21 protein-coding genes are annotated in these 20,508 nt (G+C 62.8%); 15 read left to right on the top strand and 6 right to left on the bottom strand.

Features of this window, described 5'->3' with window-relative positions; all coding sequences use genetic code 11:
- The first annotated feature begins 9 nt into the window (after window positions 1-9).
- Window positions 10-1,260, top strand: a complete 1,251-nt coding sequence (locus BLV18_RS13585) for an HlyD family type I secretion periplasmic adaptor subunit (RefSeq protein WP_090359237.1) — start codon at window positions 10-12, stop codon at window positions 1,258-1,260.
- On the opposite strand, the gene BLV18_RS13580 is transcribed toward BLV18_RS13585, so the two are convergent.
- Window positions 1,257-1,697, bottom strand: coding sequence for a winged helix-turn-helix domain-containing protein (locus tag BLV18_RS13580; protein WP_090359235.1), 441 nt, complete (start codon window positions 1,695-1,697; stop codon window positions 1,257-1,259). The two genes, BLV18_RS13585 and BLV18_RS13580, sit on opposite strands and share 4 nt — an antisense overlap.
- 108 nt (window positions 1,698-1,805) lie before the next feature.
- Window positions 1,806-2,531 (bottom strand): winged helix-turn-helix domain-containing protein, encoded by a 726-nt coding sequence (locus tag BLV18_RS13575; protein ID WP_167375947.1) that lies wholly within the window; start codon window positions 2,529-2,531, stop codon window positions 1,806-1,808.
- 310 nt (window positions 2,532-2,841) lie between these two features.
- Between BLV18_RS13575 and BLV18_RS13570 the strand changes: the two genes are divergently transcribed.
- Both BLV18_RS13570 and BLV18_RS13565 read left to right on the top strand, forming a co-directional pair.
- Window positions 2,842-4,083: a glutamine synthetase family protein gene (locus tag BLV18_RS13570; protein ID WP_208598889.1), complete on the top strand. Its 1,242-nt coding sequence runs from the start codon at window positions 2,842-2,844 to the stop codon at window positions 4,081-4,083.
- Window positions 4,084-4,197: 114 nt separating this feature from the next.
- Window positions 4,198-5,490 carry an MFS transporter gene (locus tag BLV18_RS13565; RefSeq protein WP_090359229.1) on the top strand — a complete coding sequence of 431 codons (1,293 nt, stop codon included), beginning with the start codon at window positions 4,198-4,200 and terminating at the stop codon, window positions 5,488-5,490.
- A gap of 36 nt (window positions 5,491-5,526) precedes the next feature.
- Here BLV18_RS13565 and BLV18_RS13560 read toward each other — a convergent pair whose 3' ends face one another.
- From BLV18_RS13560 to flgA, 4 genes are all read right to left on the bottom strand, one after another.
- On the bottom strand, window positions 5,527-6,273 hold the full coding sequence (locus BLV18_RS13560) for a flagellar brake protein (protein WP_090362279.1): 747 nt from the start codon (window positions 6,271-6,273) through the stop codon (window positions 5,527-5,529).
- A 350-nt stretch (window positions 6,274-6,623) separates the two neighbouring features.
- Complete coding sequence (locus tag BLV18_RS13555; protein WP_090359227.1) at window positions 6,624-7,091, bottom strand: flagella synthesis protein FlgN; 468 nt, start codon at window positions 7,089-7,091, stop codon at window positions 6,624-6,626.
- A 49-nt stretch (window positions 7,092-7,140) separates the two neighbouring features.
- Window positions 7,141-7,446 carry a flagellar biosynthesis anti-sigma factor FlgM gene (flgM, locus tag BLV18_RS13550; protein WP_049858819.1) on the bottom strand — a complete coding sequence of 102 codons (306 nt, stop codon included), beginning with the start codon at window positions 7,444-7,446 and terminating at the stop codon, window positions 7,141-7,143.
- Window positions 7,447-7,595: 149 nt separating this feature from the next.
- Window positions 7,596-8,348, bottom strand: a complete 753-nt coding sequence (gene flgA / locus BLV18_RS13545; RefSeq protein WP_090359225.1) for a flagellar basal body P-ring formation chaperone FlgA — start codon at window positions 8,346-8,348, stop codon at window positions 7,596-7,598.
- A gap of 58 nt (window positions 8,349-8,406) precedes the next feature.
- Between flgA and BLV18_RS13540 the strand changes: the two genes are divergently transcribed.
- The 12 genes from BLV18_RS13540 (at window position 8,407) to flgK (ending at window position 20,506) form a co-directional block, all read left to right on the top strand.
- Window positions 8,407-9,333: a chemotaxis protein CheV gene (locus BLV18_RS13540; RefSeq protein WP_090359223.1), complete on the top strand. Its 927-nt coding sequence runs from the start codon at window positions 8,407-8,409 to the stop codon at window positions 9,331-9,333.
- 48 nt (window positions 9,334-9,381) lie between these two features.
- Complete coding sequence (gene cheR / locus BLV18_RS13535) at window positions 9,382-10,209, top strand: protein-glutamate O-methyltransferase CheR (RefSeq protein ID WP_049858975.1); 828 nt, start codon at window positions 9,382-9,384, stop codon at window positions 10,207-10,209.
- A gap of 225 nt (window positions 10,210-10,434) precedes the next feature.
- Window positions 10,435-10,842, top strand: coding sequence for a flagellar basal body rod protein FlgB (gene flgB / locus BLV18_RS13530; protein WP_090359222.1), 408 nt, complete (start codon window positions 10,435-10,437; stop codon window positions 10,840-10,842).
- 3 nt (window positions 10,843-10,845) lie between these two features.
- The gene (flgC, locus tag BLV18_RS13525; RefSeq protein WP_049858815.1) at window positions 10,846-11,289 is read left to right on the top strand and encodes a flagellar basal body rod protein FlgC; all 444 of its coding nucleotides are present in this window, start codon (window positions 10,846-10,848) and stop codon (window positions 11,287-11,289) included.
- 15 nt (window positions 11,290-11,304) lie between these two features.
- Window positions 11,305-12,006 (top strand): flagellar hook assembly protein FlgD, encoded by a 702-nt coding sequence (gene flgD, locus BLV18_RS13520; protein WP_090359220.1) that lies wholly within the window; start codon window positions 11,305-11,307, stop codon window positions 12,004-12,006.
- Window positions 12,007-12,034: 28 nt separating this feature from the next.
- The gene (gene flgE / locus BLV18_RS13515) at window positions 12,035-13,345 is read left to right on the top strand and encodes a flagellar hook protein FlgE (RefSeq protein ID WP_049858813.1); all 1,311 of its coding nucleotides are present in this window, start codon (window positions 12,035-12,037) and stop codon (window positions 13,343-13,345) included.
- A gap of 432 nt (window positions 13,346-13,777) precedes the next feature.
- Window positions 13,778-14,515: a flagellar basal body rod protein FlgF gene (locus BLV18_RS13505; protein WP_049858812.1), complete on the top strand. Its 738-nt coding sequence runs from the start codon at window positions 13,778-13,780 to the stop codon at window positions 14,513-14,515.
- Window positions 14,516-14,564: 49 nt separating this feature from the next.
- Window positions 14,565-15,350 (top strand): flagellar basal-body rod protein FlgG, encoded by a 786-nt coding sequence (gene flgG, locus BLV18_RS13500; RefSeq protein ID WP_049858811.1) that lies wholly within the window; start codon window positions 14,565-14,567, stop codon window positions 15,348-15,350.
- A gap of 70 nt (window positions 15,351-15,420) precedes the next feature.
- On the top strand, window positions 15,421-16,116 hold the full coding sequence (gene flgH, locus BLV18_RS13495; protein WP_049858810.1) for a flagellar basal body L-ring protein FlgH: 696 nt from the start codon (window positions 15,421-15,423) through the stop codon (window positions 16,114-16,116).
- A 12-nt stretch (window positions 16,117-16,128) separates the two neighbouring features.
- Window positions 16,129-17,238, top strand: coding sequence for a flagellar basal body P-ring protein FlgI (locus tag BLV18_RS13490; protein WP_049858809.1), 1,110 nt, complete (start codon window positions 16,129-16,131; stop codon window positions 17,236-17,238).
- 11 nt (window positions 17,239-17,249) lie between these two features.
- Window positions 17,250-18,452, top strand: coding sequence for a flagellar assembly peptidoglycan hydrolase FlgJ (gene flgJ, locus BLV18_RS13485; RefSeq protein ID WP_090359215.1), 1,203 nt, complete (start codon window positions 17,250-17,252; stop codon window positions 18,450-18,452).
- Between the two features lie 11 nt (window positions 18,453-18,463).
- Entirely contained in the window at window positions 18,464-20,506 is a 2,043-nt protein-coding gene (gene flgK / locus BLV18_RS13480) for a flagellar hook-associated protein FlgK (RefSeq protein WP_049858807.1), read from the top strand.
- Window positions 20,507-20,508: the final 2 nt, after the last annotated feature.

Here is a 20,508-nt window from a genome sequence, read left to right as displayed (position 1 = left end):
GCAGGGCAAATGGACACAGGCAAGGGTTTCAAGGTGCTGGGCTCCGGTGAATTCAAGCGCATTCCGCTGCTCAGCGAAGACGGTGCGCCCGGCCAGTCGTATTATCAGGACGGTGTCGACGACTCCACCGTGGTGCGCGCGACCCGCGTGGTGTGGGTATCGGTCTCCATGCTCCTGGCCTTCTTCGTCTGGGCGTTCTTTTTCGAAGTGGTGGAAGTCTCCACCGGCACCGGCAAGGTGATTCCCAGCTCGCGGGAACAGGTGATCCAGTCGCTCGAAGGCGGGATCATCGCCGAGATGAATGTGACCGAAGGGGCGATCGTCGAGCGCGGGCAAGTGCTGGCCCAGTTGGACCCGACCAAGACCGAGTCCAACTTCGGTGAAAGCGCAGCCAAATACCGGGCCACGTTGGCCAGCGTCGCCCGGCTGCAGGCCGAGGTCGGGCTCAAGCCGCTGAAATTTCCCCCCGAGCTCGATGCCTACCCGGCACTGCTCAAGGCTGAAACCGAGCTGTACAACGCCCGCCGTCGTGGCCTGGACGATTCCCTGACCGGCATCAACGAGTCGCTGCGTCTGGTGCGCAGCGAGTTGCAGATCACCGATAACCTGGCCAGGACCGGGGCGGCCAGCCGCGTGGAAGTCCTGCGCCTGAATCGGCAGCGCTCGGAACTCGAACTCAAGCTCACCGAGGCGCGCTCCGACTACATGGTGCGTGCCCGCGAGGAACTGGCCAAGGCCAATGCCGATGTCGAAACCCTCACCGCCGTGCTCAAGGGACGCTCCGACTCAGTCTCGCGCCTGACCCTGCGTTCGCCGGTACGGGGCATCGTCAAGGATATCGAGGTCACCACCATCGGTGGCGTGGTACCGCCCAACGGCCAACTCATGCAAATCGTGCCGCTGGACGAGCGTCTGTTGATCGAGGCGCGCATCTCGCCTCGCGACATCGCCTTCATCCACCCCGACCAGCAGGCCAAGGTGAAGATCACCGCCTACGACTATTCGATCTACGGCGGGCTCGACGGCAAGGTCGTCACCATCTCGCCCGACACCCTTCAGGATGAGGTCAAACCGGAAGTGTTCTATTACCGCGTGTTCATCCGCACCGATTCCGACTCGCTGGAAAACAAGGCCGGCAAGACCTTCGCCATCGTCCCCGGCATGATCGCCACGGTGGACATCACCACGGGGCATAAGACGGTATTGGATTACCTGATCAAGCCACTGAACCGGGCCAAGGAAGCCCTGCGCGAACGCTAGCAGCAGCAGGGGGGCTTGCCAGCCAGGCCCGTCGACGATTTCCAGCTCGGGCCATAGGCCGCACGCACCACCTGGGCCAGGCAGTAGCCTCGGTTGCGTACCGAGCGGATCAGCCGTTCACCACCGCTGCATTGGCCAAATTTGCTTTGCAGGCGGCTCAGGGACATTTCCAGCCCGTTGTAGTGGCTGGGGTCCTTGTCCAGTCCGGCAATCAGCGCTTCCTTGCTGATGACCCGCTCGCTGCTGAAGGCGAGCAGGCTCAGCAGCCAACATTCGGTGCGCGTCAGACCCACGGTGATACCGTTCTGGGTCAGGGTGCAGTCGACGTCATTGAACCACCAGAAACCACGCGCCAACTGCGCTTCGTCGGTTGTCTGGTGGGCTGTGTAGAGCTGATTGTTGATGGATGAAAATTTGTCGCCAAGATCCGTAGGCATGAGGTCGTTCCTTCAAAACGTAGAGCTGGATACAGTTGTCGTATCACTCCAAGCCTAGTACGCCGTGAAAAAACCGCCAATGCCCATCGGTCTGGTGAAAACCGCCTTTCAGTGGAAAGCGCTGGGCGGCGGCGAGATGCACCCACGGTTCAGGCGGTAGCCACTGCCGCGCACACTCTGGATCACGTTGGTGCCGAAGACTTGACGGATGCTGCTGCGCAGCCGGCTGACGAATTTCTCCACCACACGCATGTCGTAGGTCCGCAGATTCAGCCCCAGCAGTTGCGCCAGATCGTCGAAGCTCAACTGGTGATGCGGCGCGTACAGCAACGCCAGGACGACCTGAACCTGCGCAAAGGTCAGGTCCAGCCGCCGGGTTTCATCCTCCAGACACAGACGCGCGGGGTCCACCACCGGCGGCGTGAGATTCCAGTAGTCCGGGTTCTGGAACAGTTCGACGTAAAACGTCTCGCGCGCAGGCTCCGTGCTTGGCAGGCGCAAGACATGGTCGGCCCCGGCCTGCTGATAGCTCTGGCGAGTGGCCGCATCGGCGCCCGTCAAGGCCACCAGTATCGAAGCCCAGCTGTTGCCGCGGCGGATATCGTCTACCCAGCGCACGCCTTTCTGGCGTTCACCACGGCCAGGCTCCACGAGAATGGCCTTGTGCCGGCTTTTTTCGTAGTCGTACGCCGGCTGCAATTCCGGCTGCAGGCCCTCGACGGGTAGAGAAAGGTCTTGAAGGTAGCGCTTGAGCGAATCGGTCCGTGAAGTATCGCTGCAGAGCATGAGGAGGCGTGGTTCGAGCGGGTGAAACAGTGCAGCCAAAACTTCCATGTGTACCATTCCTGCTGTTCGCCGGGCCGGCGAACAAGGCGCAGCATCGAGCTGCTTTTATCCAAACAGTCACACTGTGTACTGGCGCTACGCTATCGGCAAGCGACTTTGGTCGTAGCTGTGCTTGCCGATGGCTTGTCACGCGCCTGCTGCGTTGCGTATTTTGTGCCCATCGCCGCGTGCGGCATTCAACGTCAAGGACAGAGACATGAGTATCGAAGGACCGCGTACGGTCGCCGAGCACCTGCGCGGTGTCGATGAAATCGAGTGCGTCACACCTGACCTCAACGGCGTGCCGCGCGGCAAGGTGATGACCGCCGAGGGCTTTCAGGAGGGGCGGCGGCTGCAACTGGCCATCGGCGTGTTGCTGCAATGCATCATGGGCGGCTATCCGCCCAGCCGCTACTACGGTGCCGATGACGGCGACGTCGCGCTGGTGCCCGACCTGACTCGGCTGCACCGCCTGCCGTGGAGCGAGCCGCCCCGCGCCTGGGTGGTCTGCGATGCCGAGGAGTTGACCGGTGGCTTCTCCCCGCTGTCGACCCGTGGCCTGCTCAAGACAGTCCTTGCCCGCTATGGCCGTCTGGGGTTGGCGCCGGTGGTGGCCACCGAGCTGGAGTTCTTCGTGTTCGCCGCCAATCCCGATCCATTGCTGCCGTTCCAGGCGCCGATCGGCCTGGATGGTCGACGGGAAGACGGCAGCAGCGCGTTCAGCGTCGGCTCCAACAACGGTCTGCGGCCGTTCTTCACCGAGGTCTATCGCAGCATGGCGGCGATGGGCCTGCCACGCGACACGGTGATGCACGAAATGGGCGTCAGCCAGTTCGAAATCAACCTGCTCCATGGCGATCCGCTGCTGTTGGCCGACCAGACCTTCCTGTTCAAGCATCTGCTCAAGGAAGTCGGGCTCAAGCATGGGCTCAGCGTGGTGTGCATGGCCAAGCCGCTGGCGCGGGTGGCCGGGAGCTCCATGCACATACACCAGAGTGTGGTGGCAGTGGACAGCGGCCTGAACGTGTTCAGCGATGCCCATGACCAGCCCACCGATACCTTCCGCCACTTCATCGGTGGGCAACAGGCGGCCATGGCTGATTTCACCGCGCTGCTGGCGCCCAACGTGAATTCCTATCAGCGCCTTTGCCAGCCGTATGCGTCGCCCAACAATGCTTGCTGGTCCTACGACAATCGCGCCGCCGGGCTGCGCATCCCTGCCAGTGCGGCCAGTGCGCGACGGGTCGAGAACCGCCTGCCGGGTGCCGATGCCAATCCCTACCTGGCGATCGCCGCCAGCCTTGCCGCCGGTCTGCACGGCATCGAACAGCAACTCGAGCCATCCCCGCCCATGCAGGGCGACCTCGCGGTGCCCGATGAATTGTCCTTGCCATGTACCTTGCATGCCGCTCTGGAGCGTCTGAAACGAAGCCTGTTGGCCAGGGAACTGTTCGGCGATGTGTTCATCGAAGGCTACATCGCGACCAAGACCCTGGAGCTGGCGAGTTTCTTCGATGAAATCACCCCTTGGGAGCGCCGGGTACTGGCGGCCCAGGCTTGATCCTGCAACAGCTTGATGCAGGTGACGTTCCTCTCCCGCAGCGGTCCGCCGAAGTGGCGGGAGGGCCGTCGCCCGTGACCTGATCGTTCCGACACCCTTTACCGCGGACCTGCAATGCGCCAAATCTGGAAAAACTTTCGAGCCCTGTATTTCGCCTCACTGATGATGCTGATCGGCTCTGGTCTATTGAGTACCTACCTGGCCCTGCGCCTGTCGGCCGAGCAGGTCGACAGCCTGTGGGTCGGCGCCCTGATGGCAGCCAACTATTTCGGTCTGGCTCTGGGCGGCAAGATCGGCCACAGGCTGATCGCCCGCGTGGGGCACATACGCGCCTACGCCACCTGCGCCGGTATCGTCGGCGCGGCCGTGCTGGGCCATGGCCTGGTGAATTACCTGCCCGCCTGGCTGTTCCTGCGGGTTATCGTCGGCCTGGGCATGATGTGCCAGTACATGGTGATCGAAAGCTGGCTAAACGAGCAGGCTGACACCAAGCAGCGTGGGGCGGTGTTCAGCGGTTACATGATCGCGTCCTACCTTGGCCTGGTACTGGGTCAGCTGATCCTGGTCGTGCATCCGCAACTGGGCCTGGAACTGCTCATGCTGGTTGCCCTGTGCTTCGCCCTGTGCCTGGTACCGGTTGCGCTCACGCGACGGATTCACCCGGCGCCGATGCACCCGGCGCCCATGGAACCGCGCTTCTTCCTCAGTCGGGTACCGCAGTCGCTGAGCACCGTGCTCGGATCCGGTCTGATCGTCGGCTCGTTCTATGGCCTGGCACCGCTGTATGCCTCACAGCAGGGGTTGAGCACCGAGCAGGTGGGCTTGTTCATGGGTTCGTGCATCTTTGCCGGCCTGCTGGTGCAGTGGCCGCTGGGCTGGCTGTCGGACCGCTACGACCGTGCTCTGCTGATCCGCTGCGTGGCCGTCGGTATCGCCGTTGCCGCGCTGCCATTGGCGCTGATTCCGACCGTGCCGCTGGAAGTGCTCTTCGCCGCCGGCTTCCTGGTATCGCTGTTGCAGTTCTCGTTGTATCCGTTGGCCGTGGCGTTTTCCAACGACCATGTGGAAGCCGACCGGCGCGTGTCGCTGACCGCGATGCTGTTGGTGACCTACGGGGTGGGTGCCAGTGTCGGCCCGCTGGTGGCCGGCGTGCTGATGAAGCAGTTCGGCAGCCAGATGCTGTATGCCTTCTTCTGCTTCTTCGCCGTGGTGCTGGTCTGGCGCATCCGGCCGAAGGCGGTGACCAACCTGCATGTGGTGGACGATGCGCCGCTGCATCACGTCGCCATGCCGGCGGCCAACTCGCCGCTGGCCGCGGCACTGGATCCCCGTGTCGACGAGCACCTGGTACAGGAGCAGATGCAGAACACCGAGCCTGGCGACGAGGAGCCGGTCAAGCCCGTCTAGAGATTGGCGGTGCCGCGCATGGCGCGCGGCCTTGTTTCAGAAGTCGTCTCTGTCGAAGCGCTGCGCTTCGCGTTGCAATTGATGCACGAAGCGTTCGATCTGGCGCTGCACCAGGCCGGGAATATTGTGGAAGCGCACGCCCACGAAGGTGGTGTCGATACGCTCCTCGAAATGCAGATGACGCAGCTCGACCGGCGTGGTCATGGCGCCGAAGGGCAGGGCGGCCATGAAACGCTCGTAGATCTGCCCCAATTGCAGGCGCTCACTGATGTCGCCCTCGAAGCGCAGTTTGCAACCGTGGGCCGATATGTCCAGCAGCTTGCCGACCAGGGTGTTCTTGAGTCGGCTGCCGGCGATCTCGACGTCCACCAGTTGCGAAAGCTTGAGTGCGGCGCGAAAGGCGTTGCGTCGCTGGTGATAGACCACCTGGCCCGGCAGCGCGCCGACATAGCAGCGTCCGCATTCCTTCTGGGTGATGGTCCAGTTGCCATGGCTTTCCCACGCCACGCGCACACCGTCATGAAAGCCTTCGACCTTGAACGGCTCGCCGGCCTCCAGGTATTTTTCGCCTTCGCGAGGGATCATTTCGTCGAGCACGATGCGCAGGTTGTCACGGTCCACTTCCACCAGGAAGCTCTGGCAGCGCAGGGGGCGGTCCTGGAAGGTGATGATCAGGGGGTCATGGCTTTCCTGAAGCAGGCGCAGGTTGGCGGCGACTTCCAGAGGTGTAGCCAGTACCTTGGGCGGTTGCGGAGCGTCTTCCAGGTTCGATGCGTTTGACACGTTCTTGTCCACTCCGGATCGCGCCGACTGCGCAGGTGCGGCATTCTGCCAGCTCGTTGAAAAGGTTTAAAGATGACGCGCGCGCATTGCGTTGTGCCAACACGCACTGCATCGCCCGCCGACGCGGCTCGCGCCGCTGCTACAGGGACCGCGTGTACCCCCCGACGCAACTCGCGCCGCTTCTACAGGAACCGTGTGTACCGCCGACGAATGTGCGCCGTTGTCACGGGAACCGCGTGTACTGCTGGCGCGACTTGCGCCGTCGTTGCGGAGGCGTGCGGTGTGCATCGCGTGGGTGTACGCGATCCCTGTAGCAGCGGCGCGAGCCGCGTCCGGGGGCGACGCGCTTATTACGCCTGGCTGAGCGCCCGGTAGGTGGCCATCTTCGCAGTCGACCCACGGCTGTTGTAGAGCGACGGTGGCTCCGCGCCAGTGAGGATGCGGATCTGGTTGGCGGTCGCCACCTGCTGGCGCGCGATACCTTGACCGACCTGGGCATTGATCGCCTGACACTGCGCCAGCAACTGACTCAACGCGTCACCCCGAGCCAGCAACGCATCGCCCAGGTGCGACTGAAGCGCCAGCGCCTGCAAGCCCTCGCGATCGGCCGACAGGCCCATCTGCATCAGCAACTGGCTGCGCCGCCGCCCGTTCTGCTCCAGCAACACGATCAACGACTGCTTCTGCGCCAGAATCGTTTCCAGAAGCTCCATGTCGCGGCTTTGCAAGGCCAGCGACTCATCACGCAGCAGCTCGAGCAGTTGCCCTGCGTAAGGGAGGTCTTCTTCAATCAGCTGCAACAGCGTTTGATCGTGCATGGTGAGCCCTGGCGTTGACGCGTCCAGAAGCCACAGCGCCTAGACTGAACTAGCGCTGGGCTTCGAAATTGAGCATTTTGCTGGCAACGCGCTCGCTGTCGACCTTGTAGCTACCCTCGGCGATGGCCTGCTTGAGCTCGGCGACGCGGGCGCTGTCGACAGTTGGCTGATCGCTCAGCTTGTCGGTGATTTTCTGCATTTGCTGGGCCTGATCGCTCAAGGTGACCGGTTCCCCGCTCTTCACGGCTGGCGTGCTTGGCACGGGCGTGTCGGCGGCCACTTCCTTGGCAGCGCCGGTACGTGGCGTACCTTGCACTGACGGCGAGTTTCCTACTCGGTTGAAGTCGATAACCATTGTTCTGAACCTCTGGGTATTTGGACGCTTGCCTTGTTTTCGGCCAAATCCCGATTAACTTTAGGCGCTATTTCGCAAATGCCCGATGCCGCGGCGACGGGCTTGTCTAGCCCCATAGTGTAGGAAAACTCCGCTTCGCCGACCAGCGTTTACATCGCCACTTCCACCTGTCCAGGGCCAGTCACCCGTGCCTTGACCACCCGTTTGGAGTTCAGGTTGCGCACGCGGATCTGCTCGCTCATGCCACCCTGGGCCAGCGCCTCACCCGGCATGCGCACCGCCAGGGTGCCGCTGCGGGCGATGATCACCACCTGGTCACCCTTGAGCACGAGTGCCTGCTGTTCAAGGAACACCGGCGTGAGCACCTGATCGACAACCGTCGGTCGGATCAGCTTCATGCCCACCGCTTCGTCCAGCGAAACCAGAAAGCCTTGCCCCATCGCCCCGATGTCCCGCTCGCGCAACGCCACATCGGCCTCGGTCAGCACGCTGTCGCGCTTGAGCGGCCGGGTGGTGGTGACCACCTCGCGGAACAGGCGGACCTGGGCCGGAACGAATACCGTCCATGGCGCGCCGCCTTCGCAACGCACACGCACGGTCACCCGGCCCAGGGGTTGCGCCGGACTTTCCAGGGTCGCCGACAGCTGCCGATCACAGCCCGGCATGCGCAGGCGCGGGTCAAGATTGTTCACCTCGATCTCGTAGCGACCCTGGATCTGCGAGGTCGCCAGATAATCTTCGACAGTGAACTCAAGAAAACCCTGGGTGACACCGATAAGCTGTTCGGGCAATGTGACATTGTCGGCGCGCGCCGTACTGCCGAGCACCGCGCCACCCACCGTGGCAACGGCCCAGAATAAATACGCAGCGATGTGTCGAGAAACCGTCGTTTTTGCGTTCATGCAGTGCTAATAGCAAGGCCCGTGCCGATATCGTCCGGGTCGCAAGAGGAGTTTGGGCATGGCCGGTGTTATGGATTCGGTGAACCAGCGCACGCAGCTGGTTGGACAGAATCGCCTCGAGTTGTTGTTGTTTCGCCTCAATGGCAAACAGCTCTACGGGATCAATGTCTTCAAGGTCAGGGAGGTGCTGCAATGCCCCAAACTGACGGTATTGCCTAAGTCCAACCCGGTGGTTCGCGGCGTGGCCAACATCCGCGGGGCGACTATCCCGATCCTGGATCTGGACATGGCCACAGGCTCCGTGGGGCTTGAGGCATCCACCGATACCTTCGTCATCATCACCGAGTACAACACCAAGATTCAGGGCTTTCTGGTGCACTCGGTGGAACGCATCGTCAACATGAACTGGGAAGAGATCCATCCGCCGCCCAAGGGTACCGGCCGCGATCACTACCTGACCGCTGTCACCCGCGTGGACAACCAGCTGGTCGAGATCATCGACGTCGAGAAGATCCTCGCCGAAGTGGCGCCGACTTCCGAAGCGATCTCGGTCGGGGTGGTCGACGAAGAGACCCACAGCAAGGCCGTGTCCCTGCGCGTGTTGACCGTCGACGACTCATCGGTGGCGCGCAAGCAGGTCACCCGCTGCCTGCAGACGGTCGGCGTGGAAGTCGTGGCTCTCAACGACGGTCGGCAGGCGCTGGAGTACCTGCGCAACCTGGTCGACGATGGCAAGCGTCCGGAAGAGGAATTCCTGATGCTGATCTCCGACATCGAGATGCCGGAAATGGACGGCTACACCTTGACCGCCGAGATTCGCAGCGATCCGCGCATGCAGAAACTGCACGTGATCCTGCATACTTCCCTGTCCGGGGTGTTCAACCAGGCCATGGTGAAGAAAGTCGGCGCCGACGATTTCCTGGCCAAGTTCCGCCCCGACGATCTGGCGGCTCGCGTCGTCGATCGCATCAAGGCAGCAGTATGAATGCCGGGCGCCAGCGCCCGGCCTACCGAACCAGCAAGAGGCGGCACCGTGTCTACGGGTAATTTGGATTTTGATCAGTTCCGGGTCTTCCTGGAAAAAGCCTGTGGCATTCTCTTGGGCGAGAACAAGCAGTACCTCGTTGCCAGCCGCCTGAACAAGCTGATGGAGCAGCAGGGCATCAAATCCCTGGGCGAGCTGGTGCAACGCATCCAGAACCAGCCGCGCAGCGGTTTGCGCGAGCAGGTGGTGGACGCCATGACCACCAACGAAACCCTGTGGTTCCGCGACACCTACCCGTTCGAAGTGATGAAGAACAAGGTGCTGCCCGAAAGCATCAAGGCCAGCCCCGGCGCGCGCCTGCGCATCTGGTCGGCGGCCTGTTCCTCGGGCCAGGAACCCTATTCGCTGTCGATGACCATCGACGAATTCGAGCGCAGCAATCTGGGCCAGTTGAAGTCGGGCGTGCAGATCGTGGCCACCGACCTGTCCGGCAGCATGCTGACCAACTGCAAGAGCGGCGAGTACGACAGCCTGGCCATCGGTCGCGGCCTTTCCCAGGAGCGTCTGCAGCGCTACTTCGATCCCAAGGGTCCAGGACGCTGGGCCGTCAAGGCGCCGATTCGCAGTCGCGTCGAGTTTCGCGCGTTCAACCTGCTCGATAGCTACGCCGCCCTGGGCAAGTTCGATATCGTCTTCTGTCGCAACGTGCTGATCTATTTTTCCGCGCAGGTAAAGAAAGACATTCTCACCCGCATCCACGGCACCCTCAAGCCAGGCGGATACCTGTTTCTGGGCGCATCCGAAGCCTTGAACGGTCTGCCCGAGCTTTACCAGATGGTGCAGTGCAGCCCCGGCATCATCTATCAGGCCAAGTGACCCCGTGCCTCGTCTGACGAGGTTCGCTACTGCAGCGCCATGCGGCAATTTTTCTGACGCCGGCGTTGCCGCTTTTCCCCTCCAGCGGAAATTTCTTGCCGCTTTTCTGGCATCACCCCTCGGCTGACCGGCCCGCAACCCGCACAGGGCGGGCATTTCGGGACTTGGCACAGTCATTGCTACCTATCCTGCACGAACCATCTGGTCTGCCGCATAGGTACCAACATGAGCATCAGTTTCGACAAAGCGCTGGGCATTCACGAGCAGGCATTGGGGTTTCGCGCCAAGCGCGCCGAAGTGCTGGCCAACAACATTGCCAACGCCGACACCCCCAACTACAAGGCTCGTGACCTGGATTTCGCCTCGGTGCTGGCCGCTCAGAGCGAGCAGAACGGCAAAGGTGCCTTCGGCCTGCAGACCACCAACGGCAAGCACATCGCCGCCCAGGGATTCAGCTCGGGTGACGAGGAGCTGCAGTACCGCGTTTCCACCCAGCCATCGCTGGACCAGAACACCGTCGATGCGCAGATCGAGCAATCGAACTACGCCGAGAACTCGGTGAACTTCCAGGCCAGTTTCACCCTGCTCAACAGCAAGTTCAAAGGGCTGGTATCGGCCCTTCGCGGAGAGTAAGCCATGTCCCTTGCCAGTGTCTTCAACATCGCCGGTAGCGGCATGAGTGCCCAGACCACGCGCCTGAACACCGTGGCCAGCAACATCGCCAACGCCGAAACCGTGTCCTCGAGCATCGACCAGACCTACCGTGCGCGGCACCCGGTGTTCGCCACCATGCTCCAGGGCCAGCAGAACGGCGACAGCGGTTCGCTGTTCCAGGACCAGGACTCGGCGGGGCAGGGCGTGCAGGTCACCGGCGTGGTCGAGGACCAGAGCAACCTCGAGGCGCGCTACGAGCCCAACCATCCGGCGGCGAACAAGGACGGCTACGTCTACTACCCGAACGTCAACGTGGTCGAGGAAATGGCCGACATGATCTCGGCCAGCCGTTCCTTCCAGACCAACGCTGAATTGATGAACACCGCAAAGACCATGATGCAGAAGGTCCTGACCCTGGGTCAGTGATAGAGGCGAGCGCAGATGACGACTACCAGCAGTACTACCGGCGTGAGCTCCTCGGTCCTGGACTCATTGCAGAAAACCACCAGCAGCACCAACAGCTCGACCGGCACCGCCGGCAGTGCCTTGGGCAAGGACGCGTTCCTGCAGTTGCTGGTGACCCAGATGCAGAACCAGAACCCGCTCGATCCCCAGGACAACGGCGAGTTCGTCGCCCAGCTTGCGCAGTTCAGCAGCCTGGAAAGCATGCAGAGCCTGAATTCGTCGGTGAGCACCATCGCCAGCAACTACCAATCGTCCCAGGCGCTGCAGGCCTCGTCCCTGGTCGGCCGCTCGGTCATCGCCCAGACCGACACCGCCGTGGTCGACCCCACCAAGGGCCTCACCGGCTCCGTGGCGCTGACCTCGTCGAGCAGCAACACCACGGTTGGTGTCTACGACAGCAAAGGCGACCTGGTGCGCAGCATCGATCTGGGCAGCCAGTCGGCCGGCAACGCCAGCTTCACCTGGGATGGCAAGGACAGCAACGGCGCGGTCGCCGCTGCCGGCACCTACACCTTCAAGGCCGCAGCCACCGTCGACGGTACCGCCACGGCCATGAGCACTTACCTGCCCGCCACGGTGAACAGCGTCACGATGGGCACCAATGGTGGTGAACTGACCCTCAACCTCGCTGGACTGGGTAGCGTCGCGCTGTCGAAAGTCCAAACCATCGGAATTTGAGCCGCTTCGTTCGGCGCAGGAGTACAGCATGACTTTCAACATCGGCTTGAGCGGTCTTTCGGCAGCCAACAAGGCGCTCAACGTGACCGGCAACAACATCGCCAACGTCGCTACCACCGGCTTCAAATCCTCGCGCGCCGAGTTCGCCGACCAGTACGCCGCGTCGATCCGCGCCACGGCCGGCAAGACCAGCGTCGGCAGCGGTGTGACCACAGCGGCCGTATCGCAGCAGTTCACCCAGGGCAACATCACCTCGACCGGGCAGAGCCTGGACCTGGCCATCAACGGCAACGGCTTCTTCGTGCTCAACGACGGCGGCCAGAAGCTCTACACCCGTGCCGGTGCCTTCTACAGCGACAAGGACGGCAACGTCGTCGACGTGTCGGGCAACAACCTGCAGGGCTACAACGCACAGGACGGCGTGGTGCAGACCGGCGTGCTGACCAACCTGAAAATCGATTCGTCCAACCTGCAGCCCAAGGCCACTTCCAAGATCGCCGAAACCGTCAACCTGAATTCCAGCGCTGCGCAGCCGACCATCACCCCGTTCGATCCGAGCAACGTCAGCAGCTACAACTACACCTTCAACACCGACGTCTACGACAGCCTGGGCAACGCGCACCAGATGAACCAGTACTTCGTCAAGGACGACGTGGCCAACAGCTGGACCATGCACACCACCATCGACGGTCGCAACCCGGCCGATGCCACGTCCACCACACCGCTGGTGAACAAGCTGACCTTCAAATCCGATGGCAGCCTCATCGTTCCCGATCAGGGTCCGGTAGCTGGCGGCCTGGGGATCAACGCCGACAAGAGCTTCAACCTGGCCGGCTGGGTGCCTGCCAGCAAGGGCGCCGACGGTACCTGGACGCCCAACGGCGCAACGGCCAATGCCGGTGGCGTCGCTCTGGACATGCTGGCGACCACGCAATACAACTCGGCCTCCGCCACCTCGGCCAAGACTCAGAACGGTTATGCGACCGGTGAGCTCACCGGCCTGTCGGTGGACGGTACCGGCAACCTGTTCGCCAACTTCACCAACGGCCAGAACAAGGTCATCGGTCAGGTCGCCATGGCCAGCTTCGCCAACATGCAGGGTCTGGCGCCCAACGGCGGCACCAACTGGAAGGAGTCGTTCGCGTCCGGTACTGCCGTGATCGGCACCCCGGATACTGGCGTCATGGGTAACCTGCAATCGCAATCGCTGGAAGACTCCAACGTCGACCTGACCGCTGAACTGGTGAACCTGATCAAGGCACAGAGCAACTACCAGGCGAACGCCAAGACCATTTCCACCGAAAGCACCGTCATGCAGACCATCATTCAGATGACCTGATGAGGGTAGGGCAGTGATGCGGTGTCTGTGTGCGGCCCTGGTCATCGCGGCAACCTGTGCGATGGCGGTCGCTGCGCCAGCGCCCTGGTACAAATACCAGAGCCTGGCGACCGGTCGGTACCTGTGCAGTCAGGTCGACCCCGGCCCCCAGTATCGGCGCTTTGCCGGGCCCTTCGGCAACGCCGGTTGCCGTCGTTGACAGCACACCTGCCACGCTTCGCCGTGGCAGGGTGACGTAAATCCTTTCTTCCCTTGCCGCTAGCGGCAATGCCGCGCCGACTTTTCGGCGTCAAGCTACCAGTTAGTCTCTCCCGAATCGCCGCAGGCCCCGTCCCAGAGGGGCTGCAGGGATCTTTCGAAAGTTGGCCCGCATATTGCTCTACCTCTCTCAGTACAGCAGTAGACGGCATTCGCCCGTCGAGGGAGACACCTGTGGACAAGATGCTCTACGTGGCAATGACCGGTGCCAGCCAGAACGCGCTGGCGCAGAAGGCTCATGCCAACAACCTGGCCAACATTTCGACCACCGGCTTCAAGCGTGACCTTGAACAGGCGCGTTCCATGCCGGTGTTCGGCGACACCTTTCCTTCGCGGGCTTACGCGCTGACCGAACGGCCGGCGACCGATTTCAGCGGTGGAGCGTTGCAGGAAACCGGACGGGACCTGGACGTGGCGGTGGGCGGCAACGGTTTCATCGCCGTGCAGACACCCGACGGCGGCGAAGCCTATGTGCGTACCGCCAGCATGAACGTCGATGCGCTCGGTGTGCTGCGTGCCGGCAATGGTTTGCCGGTCATGGGCAACGGCGGTCCGATCGCCGTTCCGCCGGACGAGAAAATCGAGATCGGCATGGACGGCACCATCAGCATTCGCGGTCTGGGCCAGGCGCCGAACGTCATGGCCCAGGTCGACCGCATCAAGCTGGTCAATCCCGATGTGAAAACCCTGACCAAGGGGCTGGACGGCCTGATCCACACCACCAGCGGCCAGCCGGCGCCCGCCGATGCCGCCGTGCGGGTCGAGTCCGGTTTCCTGGAGGCGAGCAACGTCAACGCGGTCGAGGAGATGACCTCGGTGCTGGCGCTCTCCAAGCAGTTCGAACTGCACATCAAGATGATGAGCACCGCCAAAGAAGGCGACGAGGCCATGGCCCGGGTCTTGCAAATCTAATTCCAGCGTAGCGATCGCGCCGTAAACCAGGCGCTCCAGGAGATGACACATGCTTCCAGCACTTTGGGTCAGCAAGACCGGCCTCCAGGCCCAGGACACCAACCTGACCACGATTTCCAACAACCTGGCGAACGTATCGACCACCGGCTTCAAGCGTGATCGCGCCGAATTCCAGGACCTGCTCTATCAGATCAAGCGGCAACCCGGCGCCCAGTCGACCCAGGACAGCGAATTGCCGTCGGGCCTGCAGGTCGGTACCGGTGTGCGCATCGTCGGCACCCAGAAGAACTTCACCGCCGGCAGCCTGCAGACCACCGAGCAGCCGTTGGACATGGCCATCAACGGTCGCGGTTTCTTCCAGGTCATGCAGCCTGACGGCACCGTTTCGTACACCCGCGACGGCACGTTCCACCTGAACTCCGACGGCCAGATCGTCACCGCTCAGGGCCTGGCCCTGGAACCGGCCATCGTCGTCCCCAACGACGCACAGACCTTCACCGTGGGCACTGACGGCACCGTCTCCATCACCACCGCCGGCAACCCTGCTTCGCAGGTGATTGGCAACCTGCAGACCGCCGACTTCATCAACCCGGCAGGCCTGCAGGCCATCGGTGGCAACCTGTTCCTGGAAACCGCCTCCAGCGGCGCGCCGCAGGTAGCGACCCCTGGTCTGAACGGTGCGGGTACCGTGCTGCAGAACACCCTGGAGAACTCCAACGTGAGCACCGTGGAGGAGTTGGTCAACATGATCACCACCCAGCGTGCCTACGAGATGAACTCCAAGGTGATCTCCACCGCCGACCAGATGCTGCAGAACCTGACCCAGAACCTGTAATCCTGGGCTAACCGTAATCCCCAAGCTACCTGGGCGCCGAGTGCGCCGGCTACACCGTGAGGTCTGTGTCATGCGTCGTGTCTCGATTGTTCTTGCCCTGAGTGGAATGGCCCTGCTGACCGGTTGCGTCGCGCCACCGGCCAAGCCCAACGACCCGTACTACGCCCCGGTGCTGCCGCGCACACCGATGCCTGCCGCCGCCAACAACGGCTCGATCTACCAGGCCGGCTTCGAGCAGAACCTGTACAGCGACCGCAAGGCGTTCCGCGTCGGCGACATCATCACCATCACCCTCAACGAGCGGACCAGCGCCAGCAAGAGTGCCAACTCCAAGGTCGGCAAGGACAGCAGCAACAGCCTGGGCCTGACCTCGCTGTTCGGCGCCGGTGTGAACACCAACAACCCGTTGGGCAGTGGTGATCTGAGCCTCAACGCAGGCTACAGCGGCACGCGCGCCACCAACGGCACCGCCGCGGCGGCGCAGAACAACAGCCTGACCGGCTCGGTCACGGTGACGGTGGCCGACGTGCTGCCCAACGGCATCATCTCTGTCCGCGGAGAAAAGTGGATGACGCTCAACACTGGCGAAGAGCTGGTGCGCATCGCGGGGCTGGTCCGGGCCGATGACATCGCCACCGACAATACCGTGTCCTCGACACGGGTGGCCGATGCGCGCATTACCTATTCGGGCACCGGTTCCTTCGCCGAAGCCAGTCAGCCGGGTTGGTTCGACCGGTTCTTCGCCAGCCCCCTGTTTCCTTTCTGAGTGCGTCCGTCCATGCTCAACTTCAAGCACCTGATCGCCGCTGCACTGCTGATGTCCGCCGCGTTCGGCGTTCAGGCCGAGCGTCTCAAGGACATCGCCAGCATTTCCGGCGTGCGCACCAACCAGCTGATCGGCTACGGCTTGGTCGTGGGCCTCAACGGCACCGGCGACCAGACCACCCAGACCCCGTTCACCCTGCAGACTTTCAACAACATGCTGTCGCAGTTCGGCATCAAGGTGCCGCCAGGCTCGGGCAACGTGCAGCTCAAGAACGTCGCTGCGGTATCGATCCACGCTGATCTGCCCGCATTCGCCAAGCCGGGGCAGGTGATCGACATCACCGTGTCGTCCATCGGCAACTCGAAGAGCCTGCGCGGCGGCAGCCTGTTGATGACTCCCCTCAAGGGTATCGACGGCAACGTCTACGCCATTGCCCAAGGCAACCTGGTCGTCGGTGGTTTTGACGCCGAAGGCCGCGACGGGTCGAAAATCACCGTCAACGTGCCGTCGGCAGGACGGATTCCTGGCGGTGCCAGCGTCGAGCGCTCCGTGCCCAGTGGCTTCAACCAGGGCAACAGCCTGACGCTGAACCTCAACCGGCCTGACTTCACCACGGCCAAGCACATCGTCGACAAGGTCAACGAGCTACTTGGCCCGGGAGTTGCACAAGCTGTCGATGGGGGCTCGGTACGCGTCACTGCACCGGTCGACCCCAGCCAGCGTGTGGACTACCTGTCGATTCTCGAGAACCTCGACGTCGATGTAGGCCAGGCGGTGGCCAAGGTGATCATCAATTCGCGCACCGGCACCATCGTGATTGGCCAGAACGTCAAGGTATCGCCTGCGGCAGTGACCCACGGCAGCCTGACGGTGACCATCACCGAAGATCCGATCGTCAGCCAACCCGGGCCTCTGTCCGGCGGCCAGACGGCGGTGGTGCCACGTTCGCGGGTCAGCGCCCAGCAGGAAGCCAAACCGATGTTCAAGTTTGGCCCTGGCACCACGCTCGACGAGATCGTCCGCGCGGTCAACCAGGTAGGCGCGGCGCCCGGTGACTTGATGGCCATTCTCGAAGCCCTGAAACAGGCCGGCGCCTTGCAGGCCGACCTGATCGTGATTTGAGGTAGCAGCTGATGGAAATGCCGAATGGCGGAGTATCGGGAACACGGGATTCGGGGGCTTACACAGACCTCAATCGCCTGAGCTCGTTGAAAGTCGGGGATCGCGACAGCGAGGCCAACCTGCGCAAGGTGGCCCAGGAATTCGAGTCGCTGTTCCTCGGTGAAATGCTCAAGTCCATGCGTTCGGCAAATGACGTGTTGGCCAAGGACAACCCGCTGAACACCGAAACCACCAAGCAATACCAGTCCATGTACGACCAGCAGCTGTCCGTGACCCTGTCCAAGGAGGGCGGCGGCATTGGCCTGCAGGACGTGCTCATGCGCCAGTTGTCCAAGACCAAGGGCGTGGCCCGTGCCGGGGCGAATCCGTTCGCCCATGCCGACAACAGCCTGACCAAGCCGCTGGGCGCCACCCGCGACGCCTCGGCCGATGCCAAGGCTGCCGGCACCACGGCGCACAACGACATGGCCTTGCTGAACCAGCGACGCCTGTCCCTGCCGAGCAAGCTGGCCGACCGTCTCGTGGCCGGCATCGTGCCGTCGGCGGCGACCGATGCGAGCGCCGCCACCGGCAGCAAGAACCTCATCAACGTCCCGGCCAGCGCACCGGCCAACAGCATTGCCAATGCCGTACGCAGCGGTGCCGCGGTCGAGGGCAGCAGCCTGGCGAAAAGCGTCGCTCAGCCACCCCTGGCGCCGGCCAAGCGCGCCTTCGGATCGTCCGACGAATTCATCGCGACCATGCTGCCCATGGCCGAAAAAGCTGCAGCGCGCATCGGTGTCGATCCCAAGGTGCTGGTCGCCCAGGCGGCGCTGGAAACCGGATGGGGCAAATCGATCATGCGCGCCGATGACGGCAGCAACAGCCACAACCTGTTCGGCATCAAGGCGACCGGCAACTGGAAGGGCGAGAACGCCCGCGCGATCACCAGCGAGTTCCGTGATGGCCAGATGGTCAAGGAAACCGCCGATTTCCGCTCCTACGACTCATACGAAGACAGCTTCCACGACCTGGTCAGCCTGTTGCAGAACAATGACCGCTACCAGGGCGTGGTCAAGTCCGCGGACAACCCCGAACAATTCGTCAAGGAACTGCAGAAGGCCGGCTACGCCACCGACCCGAACTACGCCAGCAAGATCTCCTCGATCGCCAAGCAGATGCAAGGCTATGAGAACTACGCTCGCAGCAGCACCAGCGCTACCACGAATCTATAAGGTTTGAACCCATGTCGAATCTGATCTCCATTGGGCTGTCCGGTCTGGCGTCCAGCCAGGCATCCCTGGCGACCACCGGTAACAACATCGCCAACGTCGCGACTGCCGGCTATTCCCGGCAGTCGGTGGTGAATACTGCCAGTGGCTTGCAGAACATCGGCGTGGGCTATCTGGGCACCGGCACTACCATTTCCGACGTGCGCCGCATCTACAGCAGCTACATGGACACCCAGTTGCAGACCAGTACTGCACTGAGTGCCGACGCGACCGCGTACAGCACCCAGATCAACAGCATCGATAAGTTGCTGTCCGATGGCAGCACCGGTATCAGCGCCGTGCTCAGCAGCTTCTTTTCCGCCGTGCAGACCGCATCGGCCAACCCCAGCGATACCTCGGCGCGGCAGCTGTTGCTGACCCAGGCGCAGACCCTGAGCAATCGCTTCAACTCGATTTCCTCGCAGTTCAGTCAGCAGAACGACAGCATCAATGCCTCGCTGACCACCCTGACCGGGCAGGTCAACAAGCTCAGTGGCAATATCGCCGAGCTCAACCGGCAGATCACCGAGATGTCGGGCAGCGGTTCCACGCCCAACAGCCTGATCGATGCGCGCAACGAGAACGTCCGCCAGCTCAACGAGCTGGTCGGCGTGACCGTGCAGCAACGCGACGGCAACTACGATGTCTACCTGGGTTCGGGGCAGTCGCTGGTCACCGGCAGCTCGGCCAACTCGCTGGTGGCAACGCCCGGCGTGGCCGACAAGAGCCAGTACGGCTTGACCATCCAGTATCAGGGTTACAGCACCGACGTGACCTCGGTGACCACCGGCGGCGAGATCGGCGGCCTGTTGCGTTTTCGCAGCGATGCCCTGAACCCGGCGATCAACGAGCTGGGGCGCACGGCAATCGTCGTCGCCGATAGTCTGAACAGCCAGTTGGGCAAAGGCATCGACCTCAACGGTGACTTCGGCTCCTCGCTGTTTTCCAGCATCAACAGCGCGACCGCCGTTGCCAACCGCAGCCTGGCGTCGTCCAACAACAGCGCAGGTTCGGGCAACCTCAATGTCACCGTGGCCGATTCCAGCAAGCTGACCATCTACGATTACAACGTCAAGTTCAGCAGCGCCACTGCCTACAGCGTGACCCGTTCCGACGGCACTTCCATGGGCAATTTCGACCTGGGCACGAACCCTGCGCCGGTGATCGATGGCGTTACCCTGGGTCTGAACGGCAAGGTCGCGACTGGCGACAGCTTCGTGGTCACGCCGACCCGCAGTGGCGCGAGCGCCATCACCAATACACTGACCGACTCGAACAAGCTGGCCTTCGCCGCGCCGCTCACCGGCACGGCGACCGTCGGCAACTCGGGCACCGGCACCTTCACCCAGCCGGTGCTCAGCAGCAAGCTGGACATCTACAGCGGCACGGCCCTGAGCCAGTTGCAGAGCGGCATCGAAACCTCGTCGCCGGTCAAGCTGGTGTTCGGCAAGACCACCGACGGTGCGCAGAGCTACAGCCTGTTCAATGCCTCGGGCACCAGCATCGGCAGCGGCACGATCGTGCCCGGCCAGAGCAACAACCTGAGCCTGACCGTGCCGGTGGTGGGTGCCGATGGCCAACCGGTCAACGGCGCCGACGGCAAGCAACTGACCTTCACCTTCGAAACCACCGTGGGTGGCTCGCCTGCAGTCAACGACAGCTACACCGTGTCGTTCAACGCCGACGGCAAATCCGACAACCGCAATGCCACGCAACTGCTGGCGTTGCAGACCAAGGCCACCGTGGGCGCCACGGCGGGCAACCCCGGCATGAGCTTCACCAGTGCCTACGCCTCACTGGTTGAGCGGGTCGGCGCCAAGGCCAGCCAGGCCACCGTCGACACCAAGGCCACCGGCGCCGTGTTGACCCAGTCCAAGACCAATCGCGACTCGGTATCCGGCGTCAACCTGGACGACGAAGCGGCATCCCTGGTGAAGTTCCAGCAGTACTACACCGCGTCCTCGCAGATCATCAAGGCTGCTCAGGAAACCTTCAGCGTCCTGATCAACGCCCTCTAAGG

The organism is Pseudomonas coleopterorum, from assembly GCF_900105555.1.
Classification (GTDB): domain Bacteria; phylum Pseudomonadota; class Gammaproteobacteria; order Pseudomonadales; family Pseudomonadaceae; genus Aquipseudomonas; species Aquipseudomonas coleopterorum.
Note: the sequence above shows the minus strand (reverse complement) of the source record. Positions and strands in the feature narration are given on the sequence as shown.

What these genes read in the sequence shown, in the direction of transcription:
- BLV18_RS13555 (WP_090359227.1), bottom strand. Translation starts at nt 7,091, where the DNA reads ATGCACGATCAAACGCTGTTGCAGCTGATTGAAGAAGACCTCCCTTAC.
- BLV18_RS13575 (WP_167375947.1), bottom strand. Translation starts at nt 2,531, where the DNA reads ATGGAAGTTTTGGCTGCACTGTTTCACCCGCTCGAACCACGCCTCCTC.
- flgJ (WP_090359215.1), top strand. Translation starts at nt 17,250, where the DNA reads ATGGAAATGCCGAATGGCGGAGTATCGGGAACACGGGATTCGGGGGCT.
- BLV18_RS13570 (WP_208598889.1), top strand. Translation starts at nt 2,842, where the DNA reads ATGACCGCCGAGGGCTTTCAGGAGGGGCGGCGGCTGCAACTGGCCATC.
- flgC (WP_049858815.1), top strand. Translation starts at nt 10,846, where the DNA reads ATGTCCCTTGCCAGTGTCTTCAACATCGCCGGTAGCGGCATGAGTGCC.
- flgE (WP_049858813.1), top strand. Translation starts at nt 12,035, where the DNA reads ATGACTTTCAACATCGGCTTGAGCGGTCTTTCGGCAGCCAACAAGGCG.
- flgA (WP_090359225.1), bottom strand. Translation starts at nt 8,348, where the DNA reads ATGAACGCAAAAACGACGGTTTCTCGACACATCGCTGCGTATTTATTC.
- flgM (WP_049858819.1), bottom strand. Translation starts at nt 7,446, where the DNA reads ATGGTTATCGACTTCAACCGAGTAGGAAACTCGCCGTCAGTGCAAGGT.
- flgK (WP_049858807.1), top strand. Translation starts at nt 18,464, where the DNA reads ATGTCGAATCTGATCTCCATTGGGCTGTCCGGTCTGGCGTCCAGCCAG.
- flgG (WP_049858811.1), top strand. Translation starts at nt 14,565, where the DNA reads ATGCTTCCAGCACTTTGGGTCAGCAAGACCGGCCTCCAGGCCCAGGAC.
- BLV18_RS13580 (WP_090359235.1), bottom strand. Translation starts at nt 1,697, where the DNA reads ATGCCTACGGATCTTGGCGACAAATTTTCATCCATCAACAATCAGCTC.
- flgD (WP_090359220.1), top strand. Translation starts at nt 11,305, where the DNA reads ATGACGACTACCAGCAGTACTACCGGCGTGAGCTCCTCGGTCCTGGAC.
- BLV18_RS13490 (WP_049858809.1), top strand. Translation starts at nt 16,129, where the DNA reads ATGCTCAACTTCAAGCACCTGATCGCCGCTGCACTGCTGATGTCCGCC.
- BLV18_RS13565 (WP_090359229.1), top strand. Translation starts at nt 4,198, where the DNA reads ATGCGCCAAATCTGGAAAAACTTTCGAGCCCTGTATTTCGCCTCACTG.
- flgH (WP_049858810.1), top strand. Translation starts at nt 15,421, where the DNA reads ATGCGTCGTGTCTCGATTGTTCTTGCCCTGAGTGGAATGGCCCTGCTG.
- BLV18_RS13585 (WP_090359237.1), top strand. Translation starts at nt 10, where the DNA reads ATGGACACAGGCAAGGGTTTCAAGGTGCTGGGCTCCGGTGAATTCAAG.
- flgB (WP_090359222.1), top strand. Translation starts at nt 10,435, where the DNA reads ATGAGCATCAGTTTCGACAAAGCGCTGGGCATTCACGAGCAGGCATTG.
- BLV18_RS13540 (WP_090359223.1), top strand. Translation starts at nt 8,407, where the DNA reads ATGGCCGGTGTTATGGATTCGGTGAACCAGCGCACGCAGCTGGTTGGA.